Source organism: Bacillus cereus, from assembly GCF_002577405.1.
GTDB lineage: Bacteria > Bacillota > Bacilli > Bacillales > Bacillaceae_G > Bacillus_A > Bacillus_A cereus_AU.
Genome location: NZ_NULR01000005.1, coordinates 168,595 through 192,421 on the forward strand (window position 1 = coordinate 168,595; position 23,827 = coordinate 192,421).

Sequence of the window (23,827 nt, forward strand, 5' to 3'; positions counted from 1 at the left end):
TACAGCTATTTTCACATCTGGTTACAACGATAAACCAGGTACACATAAAAAGTGATGTGCTTTTAGCACATCACTTTTTTATGTATCAATCATTTATAATACATATTTTCTACATCATATTTTGATAAAGGTCGGCTATAATAATAGCCTTGTGCAAGTTTCACATTCTTTTCCTTCAAAAATTGAATTTGTTCCGCTTTTTCTACCCCTTCTGCAATTATATTTAACCCTAAAGTACGAGCTAAAAGAATAATCACAGCCGTAATATTTGTATCGCGTTCATCTTTATTTATACCTTCCATAAAGGAACGATCAATTTTTAAAGTATCAATTGGATATGTTTTTAAATAACTTAAAGATGAATATCCCGTTCCAAAATCGTCTAAATGGATCTTTAAATTTTGTTCTTTTAATTGGAGCAACACTCTCTTCGATATGTCTTTATGTATAAGGGCCCCTTCTGTAACCTCTATCGCTAATAAATGAGCTGGTACATTGTACTTATTTAAAGCCCGTGTAATCATCTCTATTAATGTAATAGAACGAAAATGTCTAGCAGAAATATTAACTGCAATCGGGACAACTTCATATCCTTTATTCAACCATTCGCGTATTTGCTGACACACTTGATTTACTACCCATTCATCAAGCTTAATAATAAATCCAGTTCTTTCTGCCAGTGGAATAAATTGATTAGGTGAGACAAATCCAAGTTCCTTATTTTCCCATCTTATTAAAGATTCCATACTGGCTATTTTTTTCGTATCAATATTAAATTGCGGCTGGTAATATAAGAAAAATTCATTTTTCTCTATAGCACGATGTAACTGGTTTTCTATTATAAACCTTTGTTCACGTTCGCAATCTAATCCACTACAATAAAAATAATAATGACCTTTTCCTTTTTCCTTTGCCTTTTCTAAAGCAGCATCAACTCTTTGAAAAAGTATTTTTTCATCTGCTCCATCTGTTGGAGCCATTACAATTCCAATCGACGCACTTAAATACACGTCCTCTTCTTCTATTACAAAATGTTCACTAATCCTTTCTAATATGTTTTTTGCAACTTTCTCTACACATTTTTTCGTTATATTTTCTATTAACATAACAAATTGATCATCGTGCTCTCTAAATAAGTGCATATCTTCTATTGGTAGATTGCTCAAACATTCTGTAACTTTTTGTAATACTTTATCTCCTTCTTTATAACCAAATGTATCATTAATACGATGAAACTCATCTAAATCTATAAAAACAAGCGCAAAATTTATATTTTCATTTAAAAAAACATTTAACTTATTTGTACACGAAATTCTATTCATTAACCCTGTTAACTGGTCATAGTAAGCTAAATATTCTGTTCGCATTTCATTTAATACTTGCCTTGTAACATCCCTTGTAACAATATATACCCCAACAATTTCACTGTTCACAATAATCGGGATAGTTCTCAAAGAAATATATAGCTCGTACCCTTCTTTATGAACATACTTCTTTGAAACAATTTGTTTTGCCCTTCCTTGTAAAGCTTCCTTAAATATCATTTGAAAGTCTTTTTCATATTCTTTATTAATAAATTTAAAAATAAACCTATTATTTAATTCTTCATGCCGGTATCCAAATATTTCATACGTTGCCGGATTTGCATATGTAATTCTACCTATAGAATCTATAGATATAATGGAGTCATTATTATATTCAAGTAATGACTTAAATAACATTTGTTTTTCTTCTATTTCTGCCTTTTCCTCAATCTGAGCTGTAATATCCCTTGTAATACAAATAATAAACTGGCATACTCCTTCTTCGTCGTATACAGGGTTAAGTGAAGATTCATAATGTAGCTTCCCCGTTGGTAAGCTGATTACATCACAAAAAGTATGTGATCTCGCTTCTTTTATTACTTTTGTATATTGCTGATGTAAAATATTTGCTTTGTCTACTGGTAATACTTCAGTAAACGTTTTTCCGTAACATTCTTCGCTTAGCTTCGCGTAATTCATTCCTATTTTATTTACATAAATATATTTAAAGAGCTCATCATCAGTAACTTTCACAATAAATACTAAATCTTGAGTAGCGTGTAATAATCCTTTTCTTATTAAATCCATATCTATCATACTTAAAAAGGTATTTTGATTACTATATTGTTCCTTCATATTTATCTCAACCCGTCTAATCTATTTTTATTCATATACCCCATTCTATATGAATATGTACCTTTTTTAAAATGTATGATTACATATTATTTTGATTTATAAAAAAAAGTCGCCCAATGGCGACTTTTAATATACGATTTCTAAATCTAATCCTGGATAATTTTGTTGACGGAACGCTTCATAAATTAAAATTGCTGCTGTATTAGATAAATTTAATGAACGCACTTTATCAGTCATTGGAATACGTAAACAATGATCGAAGTTTTCTTCGATTACATTAGCTGGTAGGCCGTTTGTTTCTCTTCCAAATACAAAATAATAATCCTTCTCACGCTTGCTATAGTCAAACGCTGTATGAGCTTTCTCACCATACTTTGTTAAATAGAAGAATTCACCATCTTTATTTTTCTCATAAAATTCTTCAATTGAATCATAATACGTAACTTTTACGTGCTGCCAATAATCTAATCCTGCACGCTTTAACATTTTATCATCCGTTGAAAATCCAAGCGGTCTAATCAAATGTAATTCTGTTCCAGTTGCTGCACAAGTACGAGCAATATTCCCTGTATTTGCTGGAATTTCTGGTTGATATAAAACAACATGTACTCCCACGCGATATTCACCTCTGTTTTTTGTCTACTACGTATTATACCACTTGAGCGAAAAATCTCTACCCATTAATAATATGAAAGAATTTATATTTCATTTGTGGTGTGTATTTACTAGAGTCTTCATAGTTCCAATAACGCCGACGGCTATTCGCTGAATGTGCATTTACAAGTGGCATACCATCTGCGTCTTTTGCTACTACAATCGTCGTATGATTCCACCTACCGTCATCCTCGAAATCATAAACAATGACATCACCAAGAATAAGGTCTTCTGGCCTCTCTACTGCCTCTGCTCGAAGACCAGTTGTAGCACCTGACAAATACCAATAAAATGAGTGTGCGACAGCCCAGCTCCAACTCCACTGGTTTTCCCTTTGCCACCATCCTTTACGAATATTAGGATATCCATTCATAGGTACTTCTCCAGTATGAAGACATTGCGAAATATAATTCGTACAATTATCAGGGAAATTACGATACACTGGGTTTCGGTCATCCCACCAACGCTCTGCATACTTTACTGCCTCTAAACGATTATACTGATAAGAACCGTACTTCTCTTTCGTAACTTCCCGCTCTAATGTCTCACCCATTCCAATTTCTTCTGACACTTCAATAGCATAATCACCTATTATCCGGCTATTATTTAAACAAACTCTTCGTTTTAATTGTTCCTCTTCAATATAAAATAATTCTTTATGCCTAATTAAATATTTAAAATGTATTTGATAATCAATTTCTTGATGGTCACTACTATTTAATTGTCTAATGAAAGAAACATCCGCAGTTGCTTTCACTATATCGGCATTACGCCTTTGAAACAATTGTTTCTTTCTCTGCACCATTTGTAGTAAATCTTCAGCCATACGATCCACGTCTGTTCGTTTCTCTGTGATATATGCTAAAAACTGTTGTACTTGCTTTTCAATATTCGCTTTTACAACCATTTCGTCTCCCTCCCATATTACAATATGAAAAAGGGAAATATTATCTACTCTTTTTTCTGTGCTAACAATTCAAGTCCGCGATTCATTTCATGAAGAACTTCTTCATCCTTTTCACGTTCCAGCGCTTTTTCAATGGCTTCGCCTACTCCATCTCCGCCAATTTTCCCAAGTGCCCATGCTGCTGTTCCGCGAAGTACGGGTCTTGGGTCATCTTTCATAACACCAATCAAATCAGGAATTGCTGATGCTTCTTTAAAATGTGCAAGTGCTAAAATCGCATTTCTTTGCAATGGCTTTTTACCTCGCCACGAACCTGACATAATCCCATATTTCTCTTTAAAATCACGATTACTAATTGTTAAAAGTGGTGTTAATAACGGCTTAACTAACTCAGGGTCTGGCTCCATTTCAGGGTGATTATGAAAATCCATTCCTTTATTTTTCGGACAAACAGTCTGACATGTATCACATCCATATATACGATTCCCTATTTTATCGCGGTATTCTTCAGGTAGGAATCCTTTCGTCTGTGTTAAAAATGCAATACATTTCTTCGAGTCTAACTGTCCACCTTGTATTAAAGCACCTGTAGGACAAATATCAATACATTTCGTACAACTTCCACATTGATCTTCTATTGGCCGATCAGGAGGGAATGGAACATTCGTAATCATTTCTCCTAAGTATACGTACGAACCAAATTCAGGTGTAATAATAGAGCAGTTCTTACCACTCCATCCTATACCTGCACGCTCTGATACAGCACGATCGCTTAACTCACCTGTATCAACCATTGACTTTACTTCTATCTCTGGAAGCTTTTCAATTAAATATGCCTCTAACTTTTGCAACCGATCTCGTAAAACAAGGTGATAATCTTGCCCCCAAGAAGCACGGCAAAAAATCCCACGGCGCTCTCCTCGTTTACTTAACGGTGCATTTTTTAATTTTGAAGGGTATGCTAAAGCAATCGCAATAATTGATTTTGCCCCCGGTAATAAAAGCTGCGGATTCGTTCTCTTCTCTATATCAGGCTCTTCAAATCCAGACTGATAGTTCAATTGTTGCTGCTGGATTAGACGCTGCTTTAATTCCTCAAATGGTGACGCACTAGCAAAGCCTATTTTATCTATACCAATCGTTTTACTATAAGCAATGACATCTTGCTTTAATTGTTCAAAATCCATTCCTAATCGCCTCCTCAGATGAATCTATCCATTATGTAACGATCTATTGGTTAGCAATTCACTTTTGGAATACTATTCTTTACTTCTATTTTCGCATACAATGATGTTTTTCAAACATTAAAAAACGCAATGCCTCGTTTATCTTAGAAACGAAACACTGCGTTGATCACAATTTATTAGAAAAACATTAAATAAAATTTGGAGCGGGTGAAGAGAATCGAACTCTCGACCAGAGCTTGGAAGGCTCTTGTTTTACCACTAAACTACACCCGCAAATATGAAATAAATATAAGATATTGAAATAACTTATGTAAAGAAGTATAGCATGTAAAAAAATACGAAGCAAGAATTTTATCGAAAAAAGTCGAAAAAGTGATGAGATAACTCATCACTTTTTCAATTCTTTATCAATCGCCTTCTTCATACTATCGAAATCAGGGTTTGCAAGATTTCCATTTACATATACTGAAGGAGCACCTTGAACTTTCAATTTTTGAGCACGATCTGAATCTTTACGTACATTTTCTTTCATTTCTTTACTATGCAAATCTTTTTTAAATTGTTCTACATCGACTTTTGGAAGCTTCTCTTTCACAATGTTTAGAAGTAATTCTTCTGTAATCCATTCTTCCGTATCTTTCTTTTGATTTTGATAAATCTCATCATAGAAAATCCAGAATGAATCCTTGTCTTGTTTATAAATTGCTTCACCAGCTGCTGCACCTAAATCAGAGTCTTTTCCGATAAACGGGAAGTTAATAAAATATAACTGCACTTTACCTTTATCAATATACTCTTCTTTTAATCGCGGCAATACCGTTACATCCCAAGTACGACAAGCTGGGCATTTGAAGTCTCCAAATTCAACTACTTTCACCGGAGCATCATCTTTCCCTAAAGATTGTTGTGTGGAATAAGCAAACATCTCATTCCCCTTATCTCTTTTGTCATTTATGATGCTATACGCAATTGCTCCGATTACAATCAATACTGCGATAGAAAAAACTATACCAAGAGCCATGAGTTTGTTGGATGATTTCATATACATTCCTCTTTAAATTCATATTCTGTATACATCTTTGTACACAATACACATAATATCAATACTTACATATGTCACGCAATGAACACGCTCACATAAATTACAAAAATACAATAATTGTGACGATATTGTGTCACCATTTGTCACATTTTATTCAAAAAGAGAAGCTCCTATGTAGGAACTTCTCTTAACTTACTGCTTTTTCACGCGCATTATTTAACATCGACTGCTCTGTTTTTATATCATGACGAATCACTAATTTCTCACTAACTGCTTGCACATATTCATCATGATTTATATAGCCTTCTTTCTCCATCAGTCTTAAAACCACATTTCTTCTTTCAACTGCTTTATCATAATTTTGAGCGGGTGAGTAATAAGCAGGTGCTTTTACTACAGCAGCCATCATTGCACTTTCAGACAAAGTTAATTGGTCCACCTTTTTACCGAAATAAAGGTTTGCTGCTTTTTCAATTCCCCATGCTCCTTCTCCGTAATAAATATTACTTACATACAATTTTAAAATCTCATCCTTCGTAAATGTACGTTCAATTTTTTTCGTATAGAAAATCTCTTTCCACTTACGAGAAAATGTACGTTCATTCGTTAAAAAAGCATTTTTAGATAACTGCTGTGTAATCGTGCTTCCCCCTTGCACAACACCGCCAGCTTTTATATTCTCAATAGACGCCCTGATAATTGCTATATAATCTAAACCGTTATGATGATAAAACCTTTTATCTTCTGTCGCAATAAAGGCATGTGTTAATGATTCTGGTACCTCTAACTTAGCCGGTACATGTAATTTACTAATATCACTTTTCTCAATCATTACATTTCCAACGAATAATAACGTACAACTTAACAATAATAATAAAATAATGGCTTTATAAAAAAATTTAGTCATTGGATTTAATGCAACTTTTTGATGATAGTTCACCCTAGATAATACTCGTTCTTTCATCTTGAACACCTCTTTTCCACACAACATATAACTCTTAATTTAAGAATACCTTGTTGTAAAAAAATATCCCATCGATTTCTCTTACAGCTACCTTACAACATTGTAAGGTGTAAAAATGTATTGTATCACAGTCCTTTTTTATCTACTATTCATCTGAAATATTGAATATAAATTGTGTTAAAACATTAAGAACCAATAACAGTGTAGAAATTAAGAAGATTATACTTCCTTTCATTTCACTTTATTCTTTTATTATATCATCTACAGATTTCTACTTTTAAACATCTAGTAATCTAATTATATATGATATATCACCATTATATAGAACAAGTGTTCCAAAAATCAATACTAGCTTTATTATCATTTTTACCTTTTTTTGAAGTGATATACATAAAGAAAAGGTAGCTATTTGAGATACCAATAGCTACCCTTTCTTTATAATCTACCTATAAGATTATACGGCTGAACTTCCCACGTTTCATATGGAATAAAATGCGTTGCTTTCATCGCATCAACTGTCCTTGATTTCATATGAGGACGCGTTATATACTCATCGATGTTCTCTTCGTTTAATGCAACAAATTTGGCATCTTTAATTTCTTCAGGCTGAATTTTTATTTCACCACTAACATATGCCACTTTAAACACAACAGCTAAAATATGCATAGAAGCGTTATAATACACGCCTGTAATCCCAATAGGCTTCACCGTTAAGCCCGTTTCCTCCATTATCTCCCTACAAACGGCTTGATCAAGTGCCTCTCCCTCTTCTACTTGCCCTCCTGGCATTTCCCACGTATCAGCTCGCCAGTGTACTTTCGTTAAAAGTACCTCATTCTTTTCATTTGTTAAATAGCCTGCTACCGCAACTATATGCTTTGGTGTTTTATGTTCCATATCAATGCCTCCTGGAAATATATTTATTGCTTATATAATCTATAACAATATTCGCTAACATCAATAAAATACCTTTACAAGCTCATTGTATTAACTATAATTCCCATATAAAAAAGACCATTTCGTAATATGAAATGGTCTTTTTATTTATTCTCCTAAGTCTACGTTATGGTAAACTTGCTGTACATCCTCTAAATCTTCTAATGCATCAACCATTTTTTCAAATTGTGTTTGAGCATCTTCAGGAAGTGTTACATCATTTTGTGCAAGCATTGTTAATTCTGCAACTGTAAATTCTTCGACACCAGCATCTTTAAGTGCAGATTGTACTGAATGGAATTGATCAGGTTCAGCATACACGATAACAGCATCTTCTTCTTCTAAAATGTCACGTGCATCTACATCTGCCTCCATTAAAATTTCAAGAACTTCATCTGATGTTTTACCTTCAAGCCCGATAACAGCTGTCGCATCAAACATGTAAGCTACAGAACCGTTTACTCCCATGTTACCACTGTTTTTGCTAAATGCAGCTCGTACATCTGCAGCAGTACGGTTTACGTTGTTTGTAAGTGTATCTACAATTACCATAGCTCCATTTGGTCCAAATCCTTCGTAACGAAGCTCATCATAATTCTCTTCTGAACCGCCTTTTGCTTTCTCAACCGCACGATCAATAATTGTTCTTGGAACATTGTATGTTTTCGCACGCTCTAATACTACTCTTAACGCTTGGTTTGATTCAGGATCTGGCTCGCCTTGTTTTGCCGCCACATAAATTTCACGTCCAAATTTCGCGTATATACGGCTTGTATTTGCATCTTTTGATGCTTTTTTGTCTTTAATGTTGTTCCATTTACGGCCCATACTTTCCACTCTCTTTCCCGTTTTAAATCTACATAAAAATATTAATATAAAATATAATGTGTGTTCAACACATTTTTAAAAGAAATATAAAAAGTTCATGTTTGATTCATATTACAGACATAATATAAATCAATGTCATTTTGTTCTTTCGACAAGTTATATTATACATGAATCCCTAAGTTTATTACGAATTTTAAAATCACATAATATAATTTAACAAAAAAAACTCTAACATTTCTGTTAGAGTTTTTTTACATCGCCGATACCGATGGTCGGGGTCGAACCGACACTCCCGAAGGAACACGATTTTGAGTCCCAAAAAGCACCATATGTATAATGAAATCAACAACCACAACAGTTGTTGAACTATTCTTTTTTTCAATCGACACGATTACTGACTATTATGCCTTTGTTCCTCAAAATCGTCAAGCTCTTAATTAACTTGTTTATTAAATTTTGCTTGTCCTAATTGCTTATATTTCCTTATTAGTCGAACTTCAAATTCTTTCGCTTCCTCTAATCTATCGAACTCACCGATAATTTTATACTCGATATTGCCATCCTGCATAAACTTCCTATGAACCAAGTTTCTTCTATTAGTATATCTTCTGCATCTATACCAAACTCCACTTCCAACATAAACAGCTTCATTATTGAGCCAATGTTCATAAACAATAAATTTGTTCACTTTTCGTAGTTCATTTGGATTAAGATTATGCTTCTTTATTAATTGAATAATTTTTTGAAAAGTAGTTCCGTAAACACTTGCAATATCCTGATTAGTCATTTTTTCCGATAAATACTCAATAAGTTGATTTTTATTTGGTAGTTTTTCCATTCCGTTCACCTCTTTACCTTTATATCTGATCAAATTCATTTGTAAAAAGGTGTGGTAAAATCAAAAATCCACCACGAGACCCAGAATGCCATCTGTTGTATTTTATCAACTTTAAATATAAATATATTAAAAACCCTCTTGAAAAGTAATACAAGGTAATCTGAGGATCCTTTTTTTTGATAGGTACCATAAAATTAACCCATAACTCTTCAATCATCAATAGACAGACAAAAATAAGGCGGCCATATCTATTGTGAAGATATGACCGCCCCATTTTTACTTGTAAAGATGTTAGTAATAAAATTGATATTTTATAATTTTGGATTGTATTTGTACTAGTATTTATTTATTAGTCATTTTTCTACATAAAGGGCAATATGGTCTTGCTAATAAATGGTCACTACGTATTTCCCACTCATATCCACAGCTCTTACATTGCGCTGTTACTTTTTCTTTACTTGAAACATACTTTAATACTTCAATGGTATTATTAGACTTAATTATGACCTTTTGTTTATAGTTTTCTGCCCTTTTAACCTTGCTTTCAACTTTAGGTTCGCTCGATTTATCTACTACTTTCTTAGCTTTCGTTATTGAAGACTTTTTACGTTTCTTAATTTTAGGTAATTTTTTCGCAATCATTTTTTCTACAAATTCATTATTTTGAAGTCCCTCATTTATCATACATAATCTTAAACAGTTATATGATTCGGAAAGATTGATATTAAATTGAGTTTCTTCATCGGTTAATTGCTGAATTTCATCCAATACAGCCGATAATTTAATCAATTTTTTATCTTTTATTGTATAATCATTAATTCCATGATTACATTCAGCTAAAACCGATATAAAAGAGTTATCTACTTCATTATTTATTATGCTAGTAATTTTAAACTTCTCTTTCTTTATAGCCCATGGGTCATCAAAATCTTTTTCAAAATACTCTATTCCAACCTGACAATTTCTTGTTGTTTCATTATCAATATAGTACTTATTTTCTATTTTATTTCCTTCGTTATCAATAAAACAATAATCAACCCTAATAATATCTGGGTCTTTTCTGATTTCAAAATTTCTAGTCCTTGCATTGTTCGAAATATATATTTGGATATGGCACGTGTTTAATAAATCATTATTTTCATTTATTTTTATGGAAAAGTTGTTATTTCTATCTTTTAAAGAAAAAGAATCAAATTGAAAAGAAGGAAATATTAATTTATATCTTTCAGGTCTCATTTGATCCTCTCTTTTAAGGTATAAATCACGAACTTCTTGATAAGGAACGTTTTTATTATCTCTTTCTTCTAATTTTTTGTTCACATCTATAATCCGTTCATCAAAAATTTTATAAAAATCCAATTTGCACTTTTTGGATTTTAGATATTTAAGAAAGAGTTCTTTATACGTAGGATTACTTTTGTACTCTAAACTATAGATAAAACATTTAATTGCTTCCTCACTGTAGATTTTCAGTTCTTCAAATTTCTCACTAATATCTCTTTTCAGCAATTCTAATGATTCATAACATTCATCTCTGGAGATTTTATAAACTTCATATAGTCTTCGTTTCTTTTCAACCATTCTTTGAATTTCTTCAAAATCAGGTATGTACCGTCTGCACAATTCATAAAGACTTAATTTTACTTCATCAAATTTTAATAATAGGTCACTATCTAGCCGTTCTTTTTCTTTCAATAAATAAGTAATATCTTTAGGTAACGAATGTTCAAAATTAAATCTTGTAAACCCATATTCATAATAAGAGTAAATACCTTTAATATCTTCCTGCAATATACTTAAATAATCCTTTATTTCCGAGTCAATCATTTGTGACTTTGAAAATCGAAAACTAAGCTGTTTAAGTAAAGAATTTAACTGGTTAAAGCCGAAAAATGAGGGTAATAATTTGTGAAAGTATTCTTGTTCTTTTTCATCTAAATATTCTTCATCTACTTCTTCTAGGATAGTCATATGGAAGTCTTGTAGAGTACATTTATTTTCAATCATGTATTTAAAAATTTTACATGATTTAAAAGACCCTTCATAGAACGAACCAGATTCAAAAAAGAAGTATTTATGATACTCATCATAAGAAAGCCTGTTTAAAGCAATAATTTCTTCGAAATGTTGTTTATATCTTCTTTGTATATCCTTTGCTTGTCCTATATAAATTGGAACACTCTTTTCAGAAATGAAATTGTCTATATAAATCATATATATACCTGAAATATTATGTTTTGTTTCTGGTGTAACTTCTCTATATAAATTATCTTGTATCAATTGTTTTACTTGGAATTTTATATTATCGATTTTTTTCATATTATTATCCATCTGTCTTCTCCCATTCATTGTCAGTGAATTGCTAGAATAGTACACGTTTTTCTTTATTCAGCTACCATAATAACTATCTCATAACCTATCTAATGCCTTAAATATTTTATGTACTCTAATTCCACCTTCTTATTTTCATTCTTTTGAGAAACAAACGGCTCAATCCCTTAGTTCATTCCAACTTAACATTGCCATTTACATCTCTCCTAACTACTTGTTCAATATATATTTTCACTTTTATTTATGGAAACTATTGTATAATTGGATTATATAGTAAATTGTACTAGAAAAACATTTATATGTTACTTCACCTTTTATCTAATTTATTACAAAATTAAATGAGGAGAAAAAATATGATTAATATATTGTTAACAAAGGAAGATTTTTTAGAGACTAATTGGCAAAACATCATAAGCTCGGAAGAAATAAAAGAAAACCATGACTATAGTCAAAGTTTTTATAAAGCAATGCAGGAAGCCAAAGATAGTGGTGACGAAAAAAAAGAATATATTTTTAAATTATTAGGGGATGTTACATCTTATTATTTAGATTTAGACTCAAAGGATAATCATTTTACGCCCTTTTGGATAATGGATGGAAAAAGATCAGCAAGTATAGAAGACCTGAAGAAATCGGAACTTTCCTTTTTAGAAGAAATTATTGAGGAAATTAACAATCCAGAAATTAAGTCAAGAATAGCTGATGTTTTATGGATAAGACAAAGAAATTTTAAAAGAGCCATTCTTGCAATAGAAAGTTATATTGAAGTATATGATAAAACAGATTCTGTGAATTCTTGGTATATTGGAGGAGCCAAACTAGAAAGAGCTGTTCAATTAGCAGGTTTATTCAGAAAAAGCCAGGTTAGGGAATCATTAATTGAGAAACTAGAAGAAGAAATTGAGAAACATAAAACAGATAAAGAATCATTTATTGTTAAGTCCCTTATTGAGTTACTTTTAAAATTAAAAAGGTTCGATTTAGAAAAACACATTGAAATTTTGAAGGAACGAGCAGTATTTGAAGAAGAAAGAGAAGATTGGAGTAGAGCAAGAGAATATTGGAATCTTTGTATTGAATGCTTAACATATGAAAAAAGGTTTAATGAACGTGAAGAAGCAAAGTTATCAAGTGCCAATACATACGTAATGGAAGCTGAAATGGCTTTAAGGGATAATCCTACTTACTTCATAGCCGTTTCTCACTTACAAAGCGCTATTGAAGCATACAGAAGAATTGAGGGCACAACCGAGACAGTAAATAACCTTCACAGAAGAATGTTAGAATATCAGAAAAAATCAGTTTCGCAAATGCAAGAATTTGAAACCGAAGGGATTGATATTAGTGATTTGATAGAAAATTCAATCAATGAGGTTAAAGGGAAATCTTTTAATGATAAGCTTGTTACTTTAGCCTTAATGTATAAAAGTCTTAGGACTAACGAGCTAAGAGAAACAGCTGAAGCTGTAATAAGAAAGTCTCCTTTAAGAGATATTATGACCTCAGTCAAAGTTAACTCAGAGGGTAAGATAATTGGCAAATCTCCTTCTGTTTTATCAGACAGCACCGAAGATTATGAAGAAGAAATAAAAATTGAAATGTATAATAATGCGGGGTACCGTCGCCAAGCTATAGTAGAAGCTATTATAGAACCAGTACGTAAACAAATCTTGTTAGAACACTTTATAATGTTAAGACATCTTGCGCCATTAGTAATTAATAATCCTTTTATTCCAGAAGGACGAGAAGAAATTTTTGCAAAGGGCTTATATTATGGATTACATGGAGATTTTTTAATCAGCACTAATTTATTAATACCTCAAATTGAAAACTCTATTCGTTATATACTTAGCAAAGAAGGGGAAATAGTTTCAAATCTAGGCAATGATGGAGTCCAAGAAGAAAAAAATTTAAATACCCTACTTTATTTACCAAAATTAAAAGAGCTATGGGGAGAGGATTTAGTATTCGATCTTCAAAGCTTATTGGTAGAAAAACACGGAGATAACTTAAGAAATAATGCTTCCCATGGATTAATTGGCAATCATGAATTTTACTCTGTTTCAACAATTTATCTTTGGTGGTTAACTCTTAAGCTTTGTATCATGTATAAACTAGAGTAGATATTTTTGAGCTTGTGCACTAACTGCATAAGCTTTATTTTAAGTTTGGGAGTCTTCTTTAATGTCAGAGACCTAACGTCTACTAGATAATAAAGAAGGTATAAGCTTTCATAAAAAAGAAATAATATCGGTGAGGCTATTAAAATTGAACTAAGAGGGAGAAAATGAATATGTCTGATAAGAAGCAAAATGATTCAAAAGAAGAATTAGCCCTTCCAGAAATCCCAAGTCTAGATGAGCCGAGCAATCGAGAGGAATTTGGCGAAGGTGTTACAGTTCACATAAGACCTTATCCAGGCATGGTAGCCGGAGATAAAGTCACACTTGAATGGCGTGGCACTCAATCGTCGGGAGAAGACGAAAAGAAGGATAAAGAATAAAAAATAATTCGAAGGGTTATTCGTACAGAATAATCTTTTTTTATTTCAACGGAGTTTGGGCCAATTGGTACCTTGGGTGTGAGTGACACTTCCCCAGTTATTACATGATATTTTAGCTTTTTTTCAAAAAGGGTAGGCGGTATCTCACTAACTCGCTCACTTTAGTTTGTACTTTCTCATCACACTTGCATTACAATCTCTTTATCATTTCACAAACACTTACACTACCACATCACATCACATCACTTCATCAACAACATCACTGTTGCTACGACTGTTGCGTCATCATCTACTGCATCTACATCTTCATCATCAAAGGAACTTACGAATGAATCCATATGATACGTCCGGTAACTTCATCGAGCGTAACTGTAGATTAGTACGATCTAATACCACTGTTCTTTTAACTTCAATCTCTCTCTCTTGTATCTTCTCAACTAAGTCTTTAGCAATGATTGATGCTGCTGCTTCTCTATACTGTGTTGAGTTTAGATACTCTCTCACTTGTATTAAGTGATATAGCTTGTTATGAACGCTCATTAGTATTTCTCCTTTCTATCGTTTAACTGTGCTACTGCAATCATCCTAAAATCAACTGCATCTGTATTACTGTCTGTGAAAAAACAACAGCTCATAAATATCAGATAATAAATAAAGGCTAAAAGCGTATAACCCCTAGCCTTATCTAATATTAAACTTCTGTGATTGTCTCCAATGCCCCTGAGCCTTGAAGAGAGATAGAGTAAGTTACTAAGTCGTCATAAGGGAATTCAAGACTGAAGTCGGTGATAGTAGTTTCACCTTTGTACTTGGTTCCGGACGGTAGCTCGATGTAAACTACCACGTTTGTAGAGTTGATGAATGCTGTTTCTAAAAGACCATAAGCTGCATCAGATTCGATGAATGCTCCGTCACAATCGATTGACCATTCTTTAAAACCAGCAAGCGACTCTTTCCAGAACCCCAGGGTGTCTTTGGACGTTGCATCAATTGTTTCAGCACTTCTTGATAATGTTGCGTTCCTTTGCCCAGCAAGTAACTTCCCAGTAGCTCCGTCGTGTATATAGACCTTGCATTTCATCCCTGTCATTTTCATTCATAATTACCTCGTTTCGATTTTTTAAAATAAAAAAGAAGCCAAAATACAAAAATTCTGACTCCTTAATTTACGAATCATTTCACATAAGACTACGCAATGATTTCTAATTTAGTGAACGCATCTGGATTGTATACTGCACCATCAAGAAAAACATCGAACAAAAATCCAACTGAACCTCTCAAGGAATGTTCAGTATCTTGAACCATAGTCATTTTAGGACCTTGCTTCACCATGACTGCATATCCATCTTCTAAACTTCCAAGAATACATGGAACTTGTCCAACATCACCAGCATCTAAAGAATTAGTGATAACTACTTCTAATCCGAACAAAGTATAAGTTGGTTTGCCATTGACGATTCCGTTCTGCACATAAAAGTGACCCGAAGCATCCTTCAACTTAGCAACTCGATTGTAGAATGGTCTAGACATAATGAACTGAGATTTTTGAAGATACTCAGGATTTACGTTAAGAACCATATCTAACAATGTATCTAGTAACTGAGCATCGGTAGCTGCAACAGATAAAGTTTTCTTTTCAACCGTAACATCAGGAACAATTCCCCGAAATTCTTCAGCAGCAGTACCACGCAGGATTGATTTTTCAATTGCTTTGAATGTACGTTTTGCAAGTAAATTTGGAACATACTCATGCATGTTCGTTGCTGCATCATTAATCAGCTGATTTGTTAGAGCAATGTAGGCTCCAGCTCGTTTTTGATTCAAAGAAATTTCTCCAAGAGACATGGATTCTTCTAATAAGTTCTGCGCTTCGCCCACGAACATACCAACTCCAACAGCAGTTTCTCTTGGAATCTTTACTGAACCGCTTGCAGATGGAATCTTACGAGCACGAGCAAATACTGGGGAAGTTTCTTCTAACTTTTCAACGATCATGTCAGCAACTGCGGTCGGAATAACTGCTTCATTTCCAGAAGTAAGTTGTAAGTCACGAAAGCTATCGTTAAACTCGCGGATTTCTGTTTCTTTTCGAAGTTCTACTTCATTTTTATTGCTTACATATCTAAATTCTGTTTTTTTCATTTTTTTCTCCTCTTCTTTTTTGTTTTCTGCTAAACTCGGAATCTCAACATCTTCAATCAAGCTGATACCGCGAGAAGCGATAGTTGATTGAGAATAAGCTGGGTCTTTTACAACTGAAACTTCAAAGAGTTCCATTTCTTGAATAGTTCTTTCAAAAAGACCGTTTCCAAGAGATTTCCAAGAATCTGAAATGGTTCTAAAACCAAATGACATATTTCTGAGAATTCCGTCATTTATAAGTTGGTAGTAATCGCGCCCCCACGTGGTTGGAGAAATTGTGGCGGACATAAATAAACCTTGCTCATCTTCTCGCAGTTGTAATGAACCGTTACGAGTGGAAGCAAGGATTAGTTTTGAATTATGCTCAGCTAGAAAATCGATATCTCTTGTCGCATTAAGAATTGCTTTAGAGAAAGCTCCTTTTGCAATTTTTTCCAAAAATCTCTTGGTAGTACCAAGTACATTACTCAGTTGATCCGTTTTATTAACGTAGCCGCTTACAGTCATTGTCCCGTCTTCATTAGCACTTAATTTAGTGCCCTGAAAACGTAGTTCCATTTTCATAAGCTCTTTCACTCCCATATAAAATTTGCTTGCCGAAGCAAACCTGAAAAATGGCAAAAATAAAAAGACGTACCCCGAAGGATACGCCTATTCAAAAAGAAAAAATCGATAGGAAACGATAGAACTCATTCTGTCGTTTTATATTATTAGTAGCTACCATTAAAGTAGCTCTAGATGACAATTTTAAAAAGAAGAAGGAAGTTGGAAATAGGATTAACCAACTCCCCAATGAACCTTAAAGCCTTTGCAAAAACTTTAAAACTCAACTACGAAATTGAAATGAAATTGAATCCACCTATCATGATGAAAGATGGAACTGATATATAAAGCAAATCGGAGTATACTTTATACATCTCTCATTAAATAATATATATAACTAGAAGATTTTAGACGAATATTGCTTATTGAAACAACTCTCTTATAATATATATACACCAACCCGAGATACTGTACACTTTTGACAACGCAACATAACTTCTTCAGTTATTTCTTTTAAAGACAACCATTAGGCTACCTCAGAATATTTTTTTATTTCACATTGTTTTACAGGAATCCTACTGAATACATATACTGCGCAATCATTATCAATCAATCTAGCTCTTCCAACTGCTTGCTCTAAATCAGAAGATGTTTGCCATAAATGAACTTCCCTAGCATTGTAGTCATCATGGTTAGCAAAAGTATTCATTGCAAATTGATAACCATGTTCCTCTATTTTCTGCATCTTAAAGTCAAAATCAATTGTTTCTCTCTTAGAGTTATAATAGATTGATTTAGGTAACTCTCCAAAGATTTGATAAGTTAATATCGCTAACTTCCAAGGTGGTAAACTCGGAGTGCCAATGACAACAATATTTTTGCCATTTAGCTCATCATAACCAGCACAGTTGCCAAAGTGTATCTTCTCATGGGCTTTATTATCTTTAAATAGATACTTCATTGTTTTGTTAGTGATAAGAGCTTCATAATTAAAAGGTTTAATGACTTCTTTGATAGATTCAACAAGTTTAGTATTTTTTAAAGCTATTTTCGATGTAGAACGATCTGCGAATAGTACAACCTTACCTTTACTTTCAATTGAAGGAAGTTCAATCCAATTCGTCATGCTGTTCACGTGTCTTTGATATAAAGGTACGTGAATTTTCTTGTTTAATGTGGCACTCATTATCATAACTTTCTTGTGATAGAAAGCAGTCAATAAAGACGAAACGCAAGTAGTTTCAAGTTCGTTCTTTTTGTTTCGATGAGATATTAAGCAGTCTGATTCTAATGCTGCAAATAAATTGTTTTTAATTATCGAATTCTTCATGATAATTGCAGCCAATTTATTACTGTTCTGTTTGAAGAAATATTTATATGGATTTGGTGTTAGTTCTAATCTGCTCCTTTGTATTAATTCCATAAACTTTTTTACTTTACACACAATCTCTTCCTCAACTTCATTTAGCTCTGCATCTATACCAAAACTCTTGCCATTCACAGTAGCAACCAGTTGGTTTAACTCATACAACAACGTTTCAGTTGAATATGTCTCGTCAGCTAACATCTCATTAATTGGGTCCTCGTCAATAATAATAGAATCGACTTCAGGAGGATCAATCCCCTCTAGAAATCCATCTGCAAAACGTTTATGAGTAATAATGAAGAATGCCTGCTTAGTAGATAGGGCTTGTTTATATTTCTCATGTTTAGCTTTAATTTCTTCGTCATCACACTTCTCAATAGCTTTGTTCCTGTAATCCGAGGCTTGTTTACTAAGACCTTTCCTTCTAGCTTCAATCATCTTTTCTCTTTCAGAGCAATCAAGAATTTCTTTATCATCAACAGGATCAATAATTACTACTTTTAAATTTGGATGTTTATCTTCCACTTTCACTTTTAATTCTCGTCCTAGTTTTTTTGTAGGAACAACAAATAAAACTTTCTCTCTTGCGAGTTCAGCGACTGTATGTGATTTACCAATTCCTGTATCAGCTTTCAAAAGCCAAATCTCTTTCTTATGTGATTCTAGATAGTCGGTAAGATGTTGTTTTAACTTTAGTCGACCTTCTTCTTTCGAAATAGTTTTCATACTGCAAACCTTTATTGTTGGTTGCAATCGATTATTTATAGCTTGAGATAAAAATTGATATTCAAACTTTCCATCCCCTACAACTCTTTGGTAGGACAATGGTTGCACGTAAGATTTTGCTAAATGTATGATAGGAAAATCTTGGGTTATTCTTCTGTCTTTGATGACTGATCTTAATGCTCGAAATTCAATCGCATTCGTATAAACCCATAATAATTCTTCATTAGTTAGTTCTTCCTTTTTGAGCCACTTGTCAATTAACTCTGATAAACCTTGAATCTTATCTAGTGGCTGTCGATAATCGTTTTCATTTTTAATTTTAATCTTTAGTAACTTTGCTCGTTGAAATGAAAATACCAAGCCAGCATGCTTAACCATATCTTCTCCATTGTTAGACTCAGAGAATATAGTACCATCATCAAGTATGATTGCAGGAAGAGTATTATACATGTTGAGCTTGCAATGCTTAGCAAATCTGTTTGAGTTATGACGCAACTCTCCAATTGAGAGCTCTCTTAAGAATGATATGAATAAATCAAACAACTCAACTCGAAAAGATACATTTTTTGACTCCTCTATTATAAATTTAATAGAGATGTCACTTTTTGTATCTTTTCGCACCTCATATGCTCCATTATCTACTGAGCGCCCAGCTAATTTCTTAATCATACCAGCTAGTGCCTCGTTAACTCTTTCATCAGAACTTAACTCAACATTAACATATATCTGAGCAGCGAAGAAAACATGATTAATTCCATGCTCATTGAGTTTATTTGATTCTTTTTGAGTTGCATTTCTAAGAATGATCATATTAGTTTCCTCCTGCTGAATTAACTGTTAATAAGATGGTAAAGAAATCGCTGCTTTGTTGGAATTAATTTAGATTCCTCGAGATAATCTCTGTTGATGTTGCGCCATTCTTCATAGCTTTGTTCTTCTTCATCCCTTAAAAGATAGATTTGGTCTGTTATCCATAATTCTTCATATGGATGTTTTCTCTCAATAATGTTGGATTCATATTCTTTTTGTTTTCGTTGCTTCTCTTCAACCCATCTTATAAAGTGACTCTTTGGTTCAGTCTTCGCTGCTATTTCTCTTTCTTCCATCTCTTTAATTTGAACTAGAGTTTCTTGTCGTAGTTTTTCAAATATATCCATTACAGATTCCTCCTAAATTGATTTCTTTCACAATACTTTTATATACCGTTCGCAAAAAACGTAAATCAATCTGGGAAATAAAATTGGAATTTTATATTAAAAGCGGAAGAATATACGGGGTAAAAACAAAAAAATAAGCGCCAGTTTTTCAACCAGCACTTTCATTTCAGCTTTATTGTCTTTTCATTCGATAGATGTCGCTCTCTACTGTTGTTAATCTTTTATTTAGATCTTCAACTCTTACTTGATCGAACCGATAGCCTGCACCATCAAGTCTTTTTTCAATTCTATCTAATCGATTGTTTACTTCCGAAAAACTAGCTCGTACTTCTTCTCGGAACTCTGTTTGTTCCTTTTGCATTTCGGCCAACATCTCAAGAATTTGTTTTTCCATTTTCAACAACTCCTATTCGTTTATTATAAAGTATCTTGTAATTCCTTATTACTCTTTATCAAAAGTTATATAAAGCAAAACTGGGTTATCACCTAGAAAAGCTGGCACGATATTTTTTGATGCTGCTTCTTCGCTTTTTCGTCGTCATCGACGTTTTTTAGCATATTTGTAACTTGTGCATTGTTTAACCCCTTCTCATTTTGATATTTAATCATCTGCATTTCTAAAAGGTCAATTCTCCTTCCTAGAGAATAATATTGTTCTCTAAGCTCTTTCCCTAACGTATCTAATGTTTTCACAAGTGAATCAGTATTTATTTCAATTACAGCTATTCTTCTTCCAATTTCAGAATCAATCTTGTTAAAGCGTTCATGTATGCCTGAAACCGTATTTCGATTAATTCTTATAATTTTCTCTAAAATCACTTTTTCATCTACCATTTTTATTCTCCTCCTAATTTTCATCTGTATGATTTGCAAATAAAATACAATTAAATATATATCCCTCAAATTAAAATGCAATCGTGGGCCTTCTGGATCTTCTAGGAGCTATTCCTAATAAAGACTAATATGGTAACTCGTCATTATCAATCTCAAAGCGATTATGTAATCCATAATTTGGTTTACTCTTATTTATTTCTTTATTCGAAAGCTCCCTCATCACTTCTTGATACTCCGCGAATTCATCTGAGCGCTTATAATCCGAATTATCACAAATAATCTCTAATGACTTATAAGCATATCCCCTAATTTTATCTACTGGAACATTTAGGTATCTACCACTTTCAATAGTATCGTTCACGAATTTCCTTATTAAAGTATTCCATTGTTTTTTAGAGTATCTGTCAACAGAGAACTGAGTATAAAATTCATTACATGAGTTCGTAAGTAATTCCTCAAACTCATTAGTTGTTGGAGATTCCTTGTAATTACAATTGAAATTATATTTATTATCTTTATCTTGTTCTTTTTTATTTTTCTTTTTAATAGTTGATCCCTTTTGTACAGGCTTGCCGTTACCTTTGGGTAATGCTAGGGTTTCCTTTTTGGAAAGGCTAGAGCTCCCATCTTGCTGTGCTATCTCTGGATTTGTTGATACATCCAGGTCTTCCCTTTTGTCAGAGCTAGGATTTACCTCCGAAAGTAATTCTTGAACAATCTTGTCTGTGATACTAAAGTACTTCTTAGAAGGTACTCCCATAACCTTAGTTTCAATATAACCAGCTTGCTCTAATTCCTTAATAGCTTTTAACTGCTGTTTATATGACAGAGCTGTTTCTTCTTCCAAAGTGTCACTCGTTAAAAAGAAATACTCTTTTCCCTCTTTAACTGTTAGCATACCTTTATTAGAAAAGCTTTCGTAACTTGAACATAACTGTCCAAAAATAATAGCTCCGTTAACTGATACCGTATGAGCTAGCTCTTTGTTATACATGACAAATCCGTTCCCACTTAAAACTGATATTAGTTTCATGCTTCTCTCTACTCTCCTTGACACAGAAGAAAAAGACTACATATAATACTGATGTAGAAGTTATTCTTCTGCTCTTATTTATTAAGAGATGGTGGAGCGGCCAAACTCATATACCATCTCTTATTTAATTATATATTTTATCTGAATATTCGTAAATCTAAAGATTCAAACCTTTCAATGCACCGTATTCTTTATGCTTCTGTTCCAAATCTTGTCCCCACAGATTTACATACCTTTTAGTGACCGTAATATCTGTATGACCAAGTAAATGCATTAAAGAAAAAGCATCTAAGCCAGATACTATCATTCTTTTTGCCATAGTGTGTCTGAATGTATGAGGACTAACTCGTTTACTTATCTTAGCTTCCTTACCGTACTTTGTAAGTCTCGTTTGAATACTATGAGGATTCAATTCTTTATTATCTTGACTAATAAACAGCTTATTAGTAGCAACTTCACCTCGAACTTTAATATAACTTTCTAATCGCTCTTGAGTCGTATCAGATAAATAAACTGTTCTTTCAAATAGATTTTTTGTTCTTCTAATAATTAATTTGTTATGCCGAACATCTTCTACCTTGATTCCAACTAGTTCAGACAATCTTACTCCTGTATCTAGAAAAACAAGTAAGATCACTTCATCTCTAAAACCCACAAACGTTTTTTGTTTTCTTATTGTTTTAATCAATTTCTCTATCTCTTGATTATCTAAAGTTTCGATTGTTTTCTGTCTATCACGTAATAATTTGATATTTTTCATTGGATTCTTATCAATCAGCTTATTCTTATCTAAAAAGTTATAAAATGATCGGAGAGCACGTAAACGAGTATTAATAGTTGTGACCTTCATCAACTGTTTACTTTTCAAAATTAAATCCTCTACGTCCTTCTGCTCCCATTCCACTAACTGTTTATTAACAATCTTCTTTGCACCATGAAATTCATTCTTGTAGTACCCTATTGTTGCTGGTCTCAAGTTTCTTAAATAACAATCCTTAAAAAATTTTTCATAAGCCTCTTCATCAGAAATTTTCTTCTTAATAATTTTCAGTTCTTCATCTGTTAATTCTCCACGTCTTTTCACCATAACCTCCTACGCACACGATTCACCGCACACGATTTTAGATTATTTTGTCGTGTTGAAAAAACAAAAAAAAGACTCCAACATTTCTGTTGAAGTCTTGATTTCATCACGTTTGCTTGATACCGATGGTCGGGGTCGAACCGACACTCCCGAAGGAACACGATTTTGAGTCGTGCGCGTCTGCCAATTCCGCCACATCGGCACAAAATAAAGGCGGCAACCGGATTTGAACCGGTGATAAAGGTTTTGCAGACCTCTGCCTTACCACTTGGCTATGCCGCCATATGAAATTTAATTGGAGCGGAAGACGGGATTCGAACCCGCGACCCCAACCTTGGCAAGGTTGTATTCTACCACTGAACTACTTCCGCAAAAATGGCTGGGCTAGCTGGATTCGAACCAGCGCATGACGGAGTCAAAGTCCGTTGCCTTACCGCTTGGCTATAGCCCATCGAATTCTTACTTAATTATATGTAAGTATCCATTATATTATTTGTAATTTTTAAAATAAAAATGGGGCGACTGATGGGAATCGAACCCACGAATGCCGGAGCCACAATCCGGTGCGTTAACCACTTCGCCACAACCGCCAT

At 33.2% G+C, this 23,827-nt stretch carries 21 protein-coding genes and 6 tRNA genes; 2 read left to right on the plus strand and 25 right to left on the minus strand.

Going from position 1 to position 23,827, the window contains the following annotated elements; genetic code table 11:
- Window positions 1–89: 89 nt before the first annotated feature.
- From COC96_RS08105 to COC96_RS08155, 11 genes are all read right to left on the minus strand, one after another.
- The gene (locus COC96_RS08105; RefSeq protein WP_098269288.1) at window positions 90–2,159 is read right to left on the minus strand and encodes a sensor domain-containing protein; all 2,070 of its coding nucleotides are present in this window, start codon (window positions 2,157–2,159) and stop codon (window positions 90–92) included.
- A gap of 126 nt (window positions 2,160–2,285) precedes the next feature.
- On the minus strand, window positions 2,286–2,774 hold the full coding sequence (gene trmL, locus COC96_RS08110) for a tRNA (uridine(34)/cytosine(34)/5-carboxymethylaminomethyluridine(34)-2'-O)-methyltransferase TrmL (RefSeq protein ID WP_000538149.1): 489 nt from the start codon (window positions 2,772–2,774) through the stop codon (window positions 2,286–2,288).
- A 58-nt stretch (window positions 2,775–2,832) separates the two neighbouring features.
- Window positions 2,833–3,720 (minus strand): amidase domain-containing protein, encoded by an 888-nt coding sequence (locus COC96_RS08115; RefSeq protein ID WP_098269289.1) that lies wholly within the window; start codon window positions 3,718–3,720, stop codon window positions 2,833–2,835.
- Between the two features lie 44 nt (window positions 3,721–3,764).
- Window positions 3,765–4,907, minus strand: coding sequence for a tRNA epoxyqueuosine(34) reductase QueG (gene queG, locus COC96_RS08120; protein WP_098269290.1), 1,143 nt, complete (start codon window positions 4,905–4,907; stop codon window positions 3,765–3,767).
- Between the two features lie 199 nt (window positions 4,908–5,106).
- A tRNA-Gly gene (locus COC96_RS08125) sits at window positions 5,107–5,180 on the minus strand.
- 115 nt (window positions 5,181–5,295) lie between these two features.
- Window positions 5,296–5,949, minus strand: coding sequence for a DsbA family protein (locus COC96_RS08130; RefSeq protein ID WP_141436538.1), 654 nt, complete (start codon window positions 5,947–5,949; stop codon window positions 5,296–5,298).
- Window positions 5,950–6,136: 187 nt separating this feature from the next.
- Window positions 6,137–6,913, minus strand: coding sequence for a transglycosylase domain-containing protein (locus COC96_RS08135; RefSeq protein ID WP_097905915.1), 777 nt, complete (start codon window positions 6,911–6,913; stop codon window positions 6,137–6,139).
- Between the two features lie 435 nt (window positions 6,914–7,348).
- On the minus strand, window positions 7,349–7,810 hold the full coding sequence (locus COC96_RS08140) for an NUDIX hydrolase (protein WP_098269291.1): 462 nt from the start codon (window positions 7,808–7,810) through the stop codon (window positions 7,349–7,351).
- Between the two features lie 147 nt (window positions 7,811–7,957).
- Window positions 7,958–8,677, minus strand: a complete 720-nt coding sequence (locus tag COC96_RS08145) for a YebC/PmpR family DNA-binding transcriptional regulator (protein WP_098269292.1) — start codon at window positions 8,675–8,677, stop codon at window positions 7,958–7,960.
- A 433-nt stretch (window positions 8,678–9,110) separates the two neighbouring features.
- The gene (locus tag COC96_RS08150; RefSeq protein WP_098768639.1) at window positions 9,111–9,515 is read right to left on the minus strand and encodes a hypothetical protein; all 405 of its coding nucleotides are present in this window, start codon (window positions 9,513–9,515) and stop codon (window positions 9,111–9,113) included.
- A gap of 342 nt (window positions 9,516–9,857) precedes the next feature.
- Entirely contained in the window at window positions 9,858–11,846 is a 1,989-nt protein-coding gene (locus tag COC96_RS08155) for an excinuclease ABC subunit C (RefSeq protein ID WP_098768640.1), read from the minus strand.
- Between the two features lie 353 nt (window positions 11,847–12,199).
- Between COC96_RS08155 and COC96_RS08160 the strand changes: the two genes are divergently transcribed.
- Together COC96_RS08160 and COC96_RS08165 are read left to right on the plus strand one after the other, a co-directional pair.
- Window positions 12,200–13,969 carry a DUF4209 domain-containing protein gene (locus tag COC96_RS08160; RefSeq protein WP_180234953.1) on the plus strand — a complete coding sequence of 590 codons (1,770 nt, stop codon included), beginning with the start codon at window positions 12,200–12,202 and terminating at the stop codon, window positions 13,967–13,969.
- A gap of 170 nt (window positions 13,970–14,139) precedes the next feature.
- Window positions 14,140–14,349, plus strand: coding sequence for a hypothetical protein (locus tag COC96_RS08165; protein ID WP_257201687.1), 210 nt, complete (start codon window positions 14,140–14,142; stop codon window positions 14,347–14,349).
- A 312-nt stretch (window positions 14,350–14,661) separates the two neighbouring features.
- Here the strand turns inward: COC96_RS08165 and COC96_RS08170 are convergent, their stop codons facing one another.
- The 14 genes from COC96_RS08170 to COC96_RS08235 form a co-directional block, all read right to left on the minus strand.
- On the minus strand, window positions 14,662–14,889 hold the full coding sequence (locus COC96_RS08170; RefSeq protein ID WP_098768642.1) for a hypothetical protein: 228 nt from the start codon (window positions 14,887–14,889) through the stop codon (window positions 14,662–14,664).
- A gap of 151 nt (window positions 14,890–15,040) precedes the next feature.
- Entirely contained in the window at window positions 15,041–15,445 is a 405-nt protein-coding gene (locus COC96_RS08175; protein WP_098768643.1) for a phage major tail protein, TP901-1 family, read from the minus strand.
- A 92-nt stretch (window positions 15,446–15,537) separates the two neighbouring features.
- Complete coding sequence (locus COC96_RS08180) at window positions 15,538–17,055, minus strand: phage major capsid protein (protein ID WP_180234954.1); 1,518 nt, start codon at window positions 17,053–17,055, stop codon at window positions 15,538–15,540.
- Between the two features lie 505 nt (window positions 17,056–17,560).
- Window positions 17,561–19,936, minus strand: coding sequence for a hypothetical protein (locus COC96_RS08185; protein ID WP_098768644.1), 2,376 nt, complete (start codon window positions 19,934–19,936; stop codon window positions 17,561–17,563).
- Between the two features lie 20 nt (window positions 19,937–19,956).
- The gene (locus COC96_RS08190) at window positions 19,957–20,283 is read right to left on the minus strand and encodes a hypothetical protein (protein ID WP_098768645.1); all 327 of its coding nucleotides are present in this window, start codon (window positions 20,281–20,283) and stop codon (window positions 19,957–19,959) included.
- A 172-nt stretch (window positions 20,284–20,455) separates the two neighbouring features.
- Window positions 20,456–20,677 (minus strand): hypothetical protein, encoded by a 222-nt coding sequence (locus tag COC96_RS08195; protein ID WP_098768646.1) that lies wholly within the window; start codon window positions 20,675–20,677, stop codon window positions 20,456–20,458.
- 92 nt (window positions 20,678–20,769) lie between these two features.
- A complete protein-coding gene (locus COC96_RS08200; RefSeq protein ID WP_180234955.1) occupies window positions 20,770–21,117 on the minus strand; it encodes a hypothetical protein in 348 nt (115 codons plus the stop codon).
- Window positions 21,118–21,241: 124 nt separating this feature from the next.
- Complete coding sequence (locus COC96_RS08205) at window positions 21,242–22,150, minus strand: hypothetical protein (protein ID WP_098768647.1); 909 nt, start codon at window positions 22,148–22,150, stop codon at window positions 21,242–21,244.
- Window positions 22,151–22,307: 157 nt separating this feature from the next.
- A complete protein-coding gene (locus COC96_RS08210) occupies window positions 22,308–23,237 on the minus strand; it encodes a tyrosine-type recombinase/integrase (RefSeq protein ID WP_243525685.1) in 930 nt (309 codons plus the stop codon).
- A 117-nt stretch (window positions 23,238–23,354) separates the two neighbouring features.
- Window positions 23,355–23,436, minus strand: a tRNA-Leu gene (locus COC96_RS08215).
- A 9-nt stretch (window positions 23,437–23,445) separates the two neighbouring features.
- Window positions 23,446–23,516, minus strand: a tRNA-Cys gene (locus tag COC96_RS08220).
- 14 nt (window positions 23,517–23,530) lie between these two features.
- A tRNA-Gly gene (locus COC96_RS08225) sits at window positions 23,531–23,605 on the minus strand.
- 5 nt (window positions 23,606–23,610) lie between these two features.
- Window positions 23,611–23,685 (minus strand) — tRNA-Gln (locus tag COC96_RS08230).
- A gap of 63 nt (window positions 23,686–23,748) precedes the next feature.
- A tRNA-His gene (locus COC96_RS08235) sits at window positions 23,749–23,824 on the minus strand.
- Window positions 23,825–23,827 lie beyond the last annotated feature (3 nt).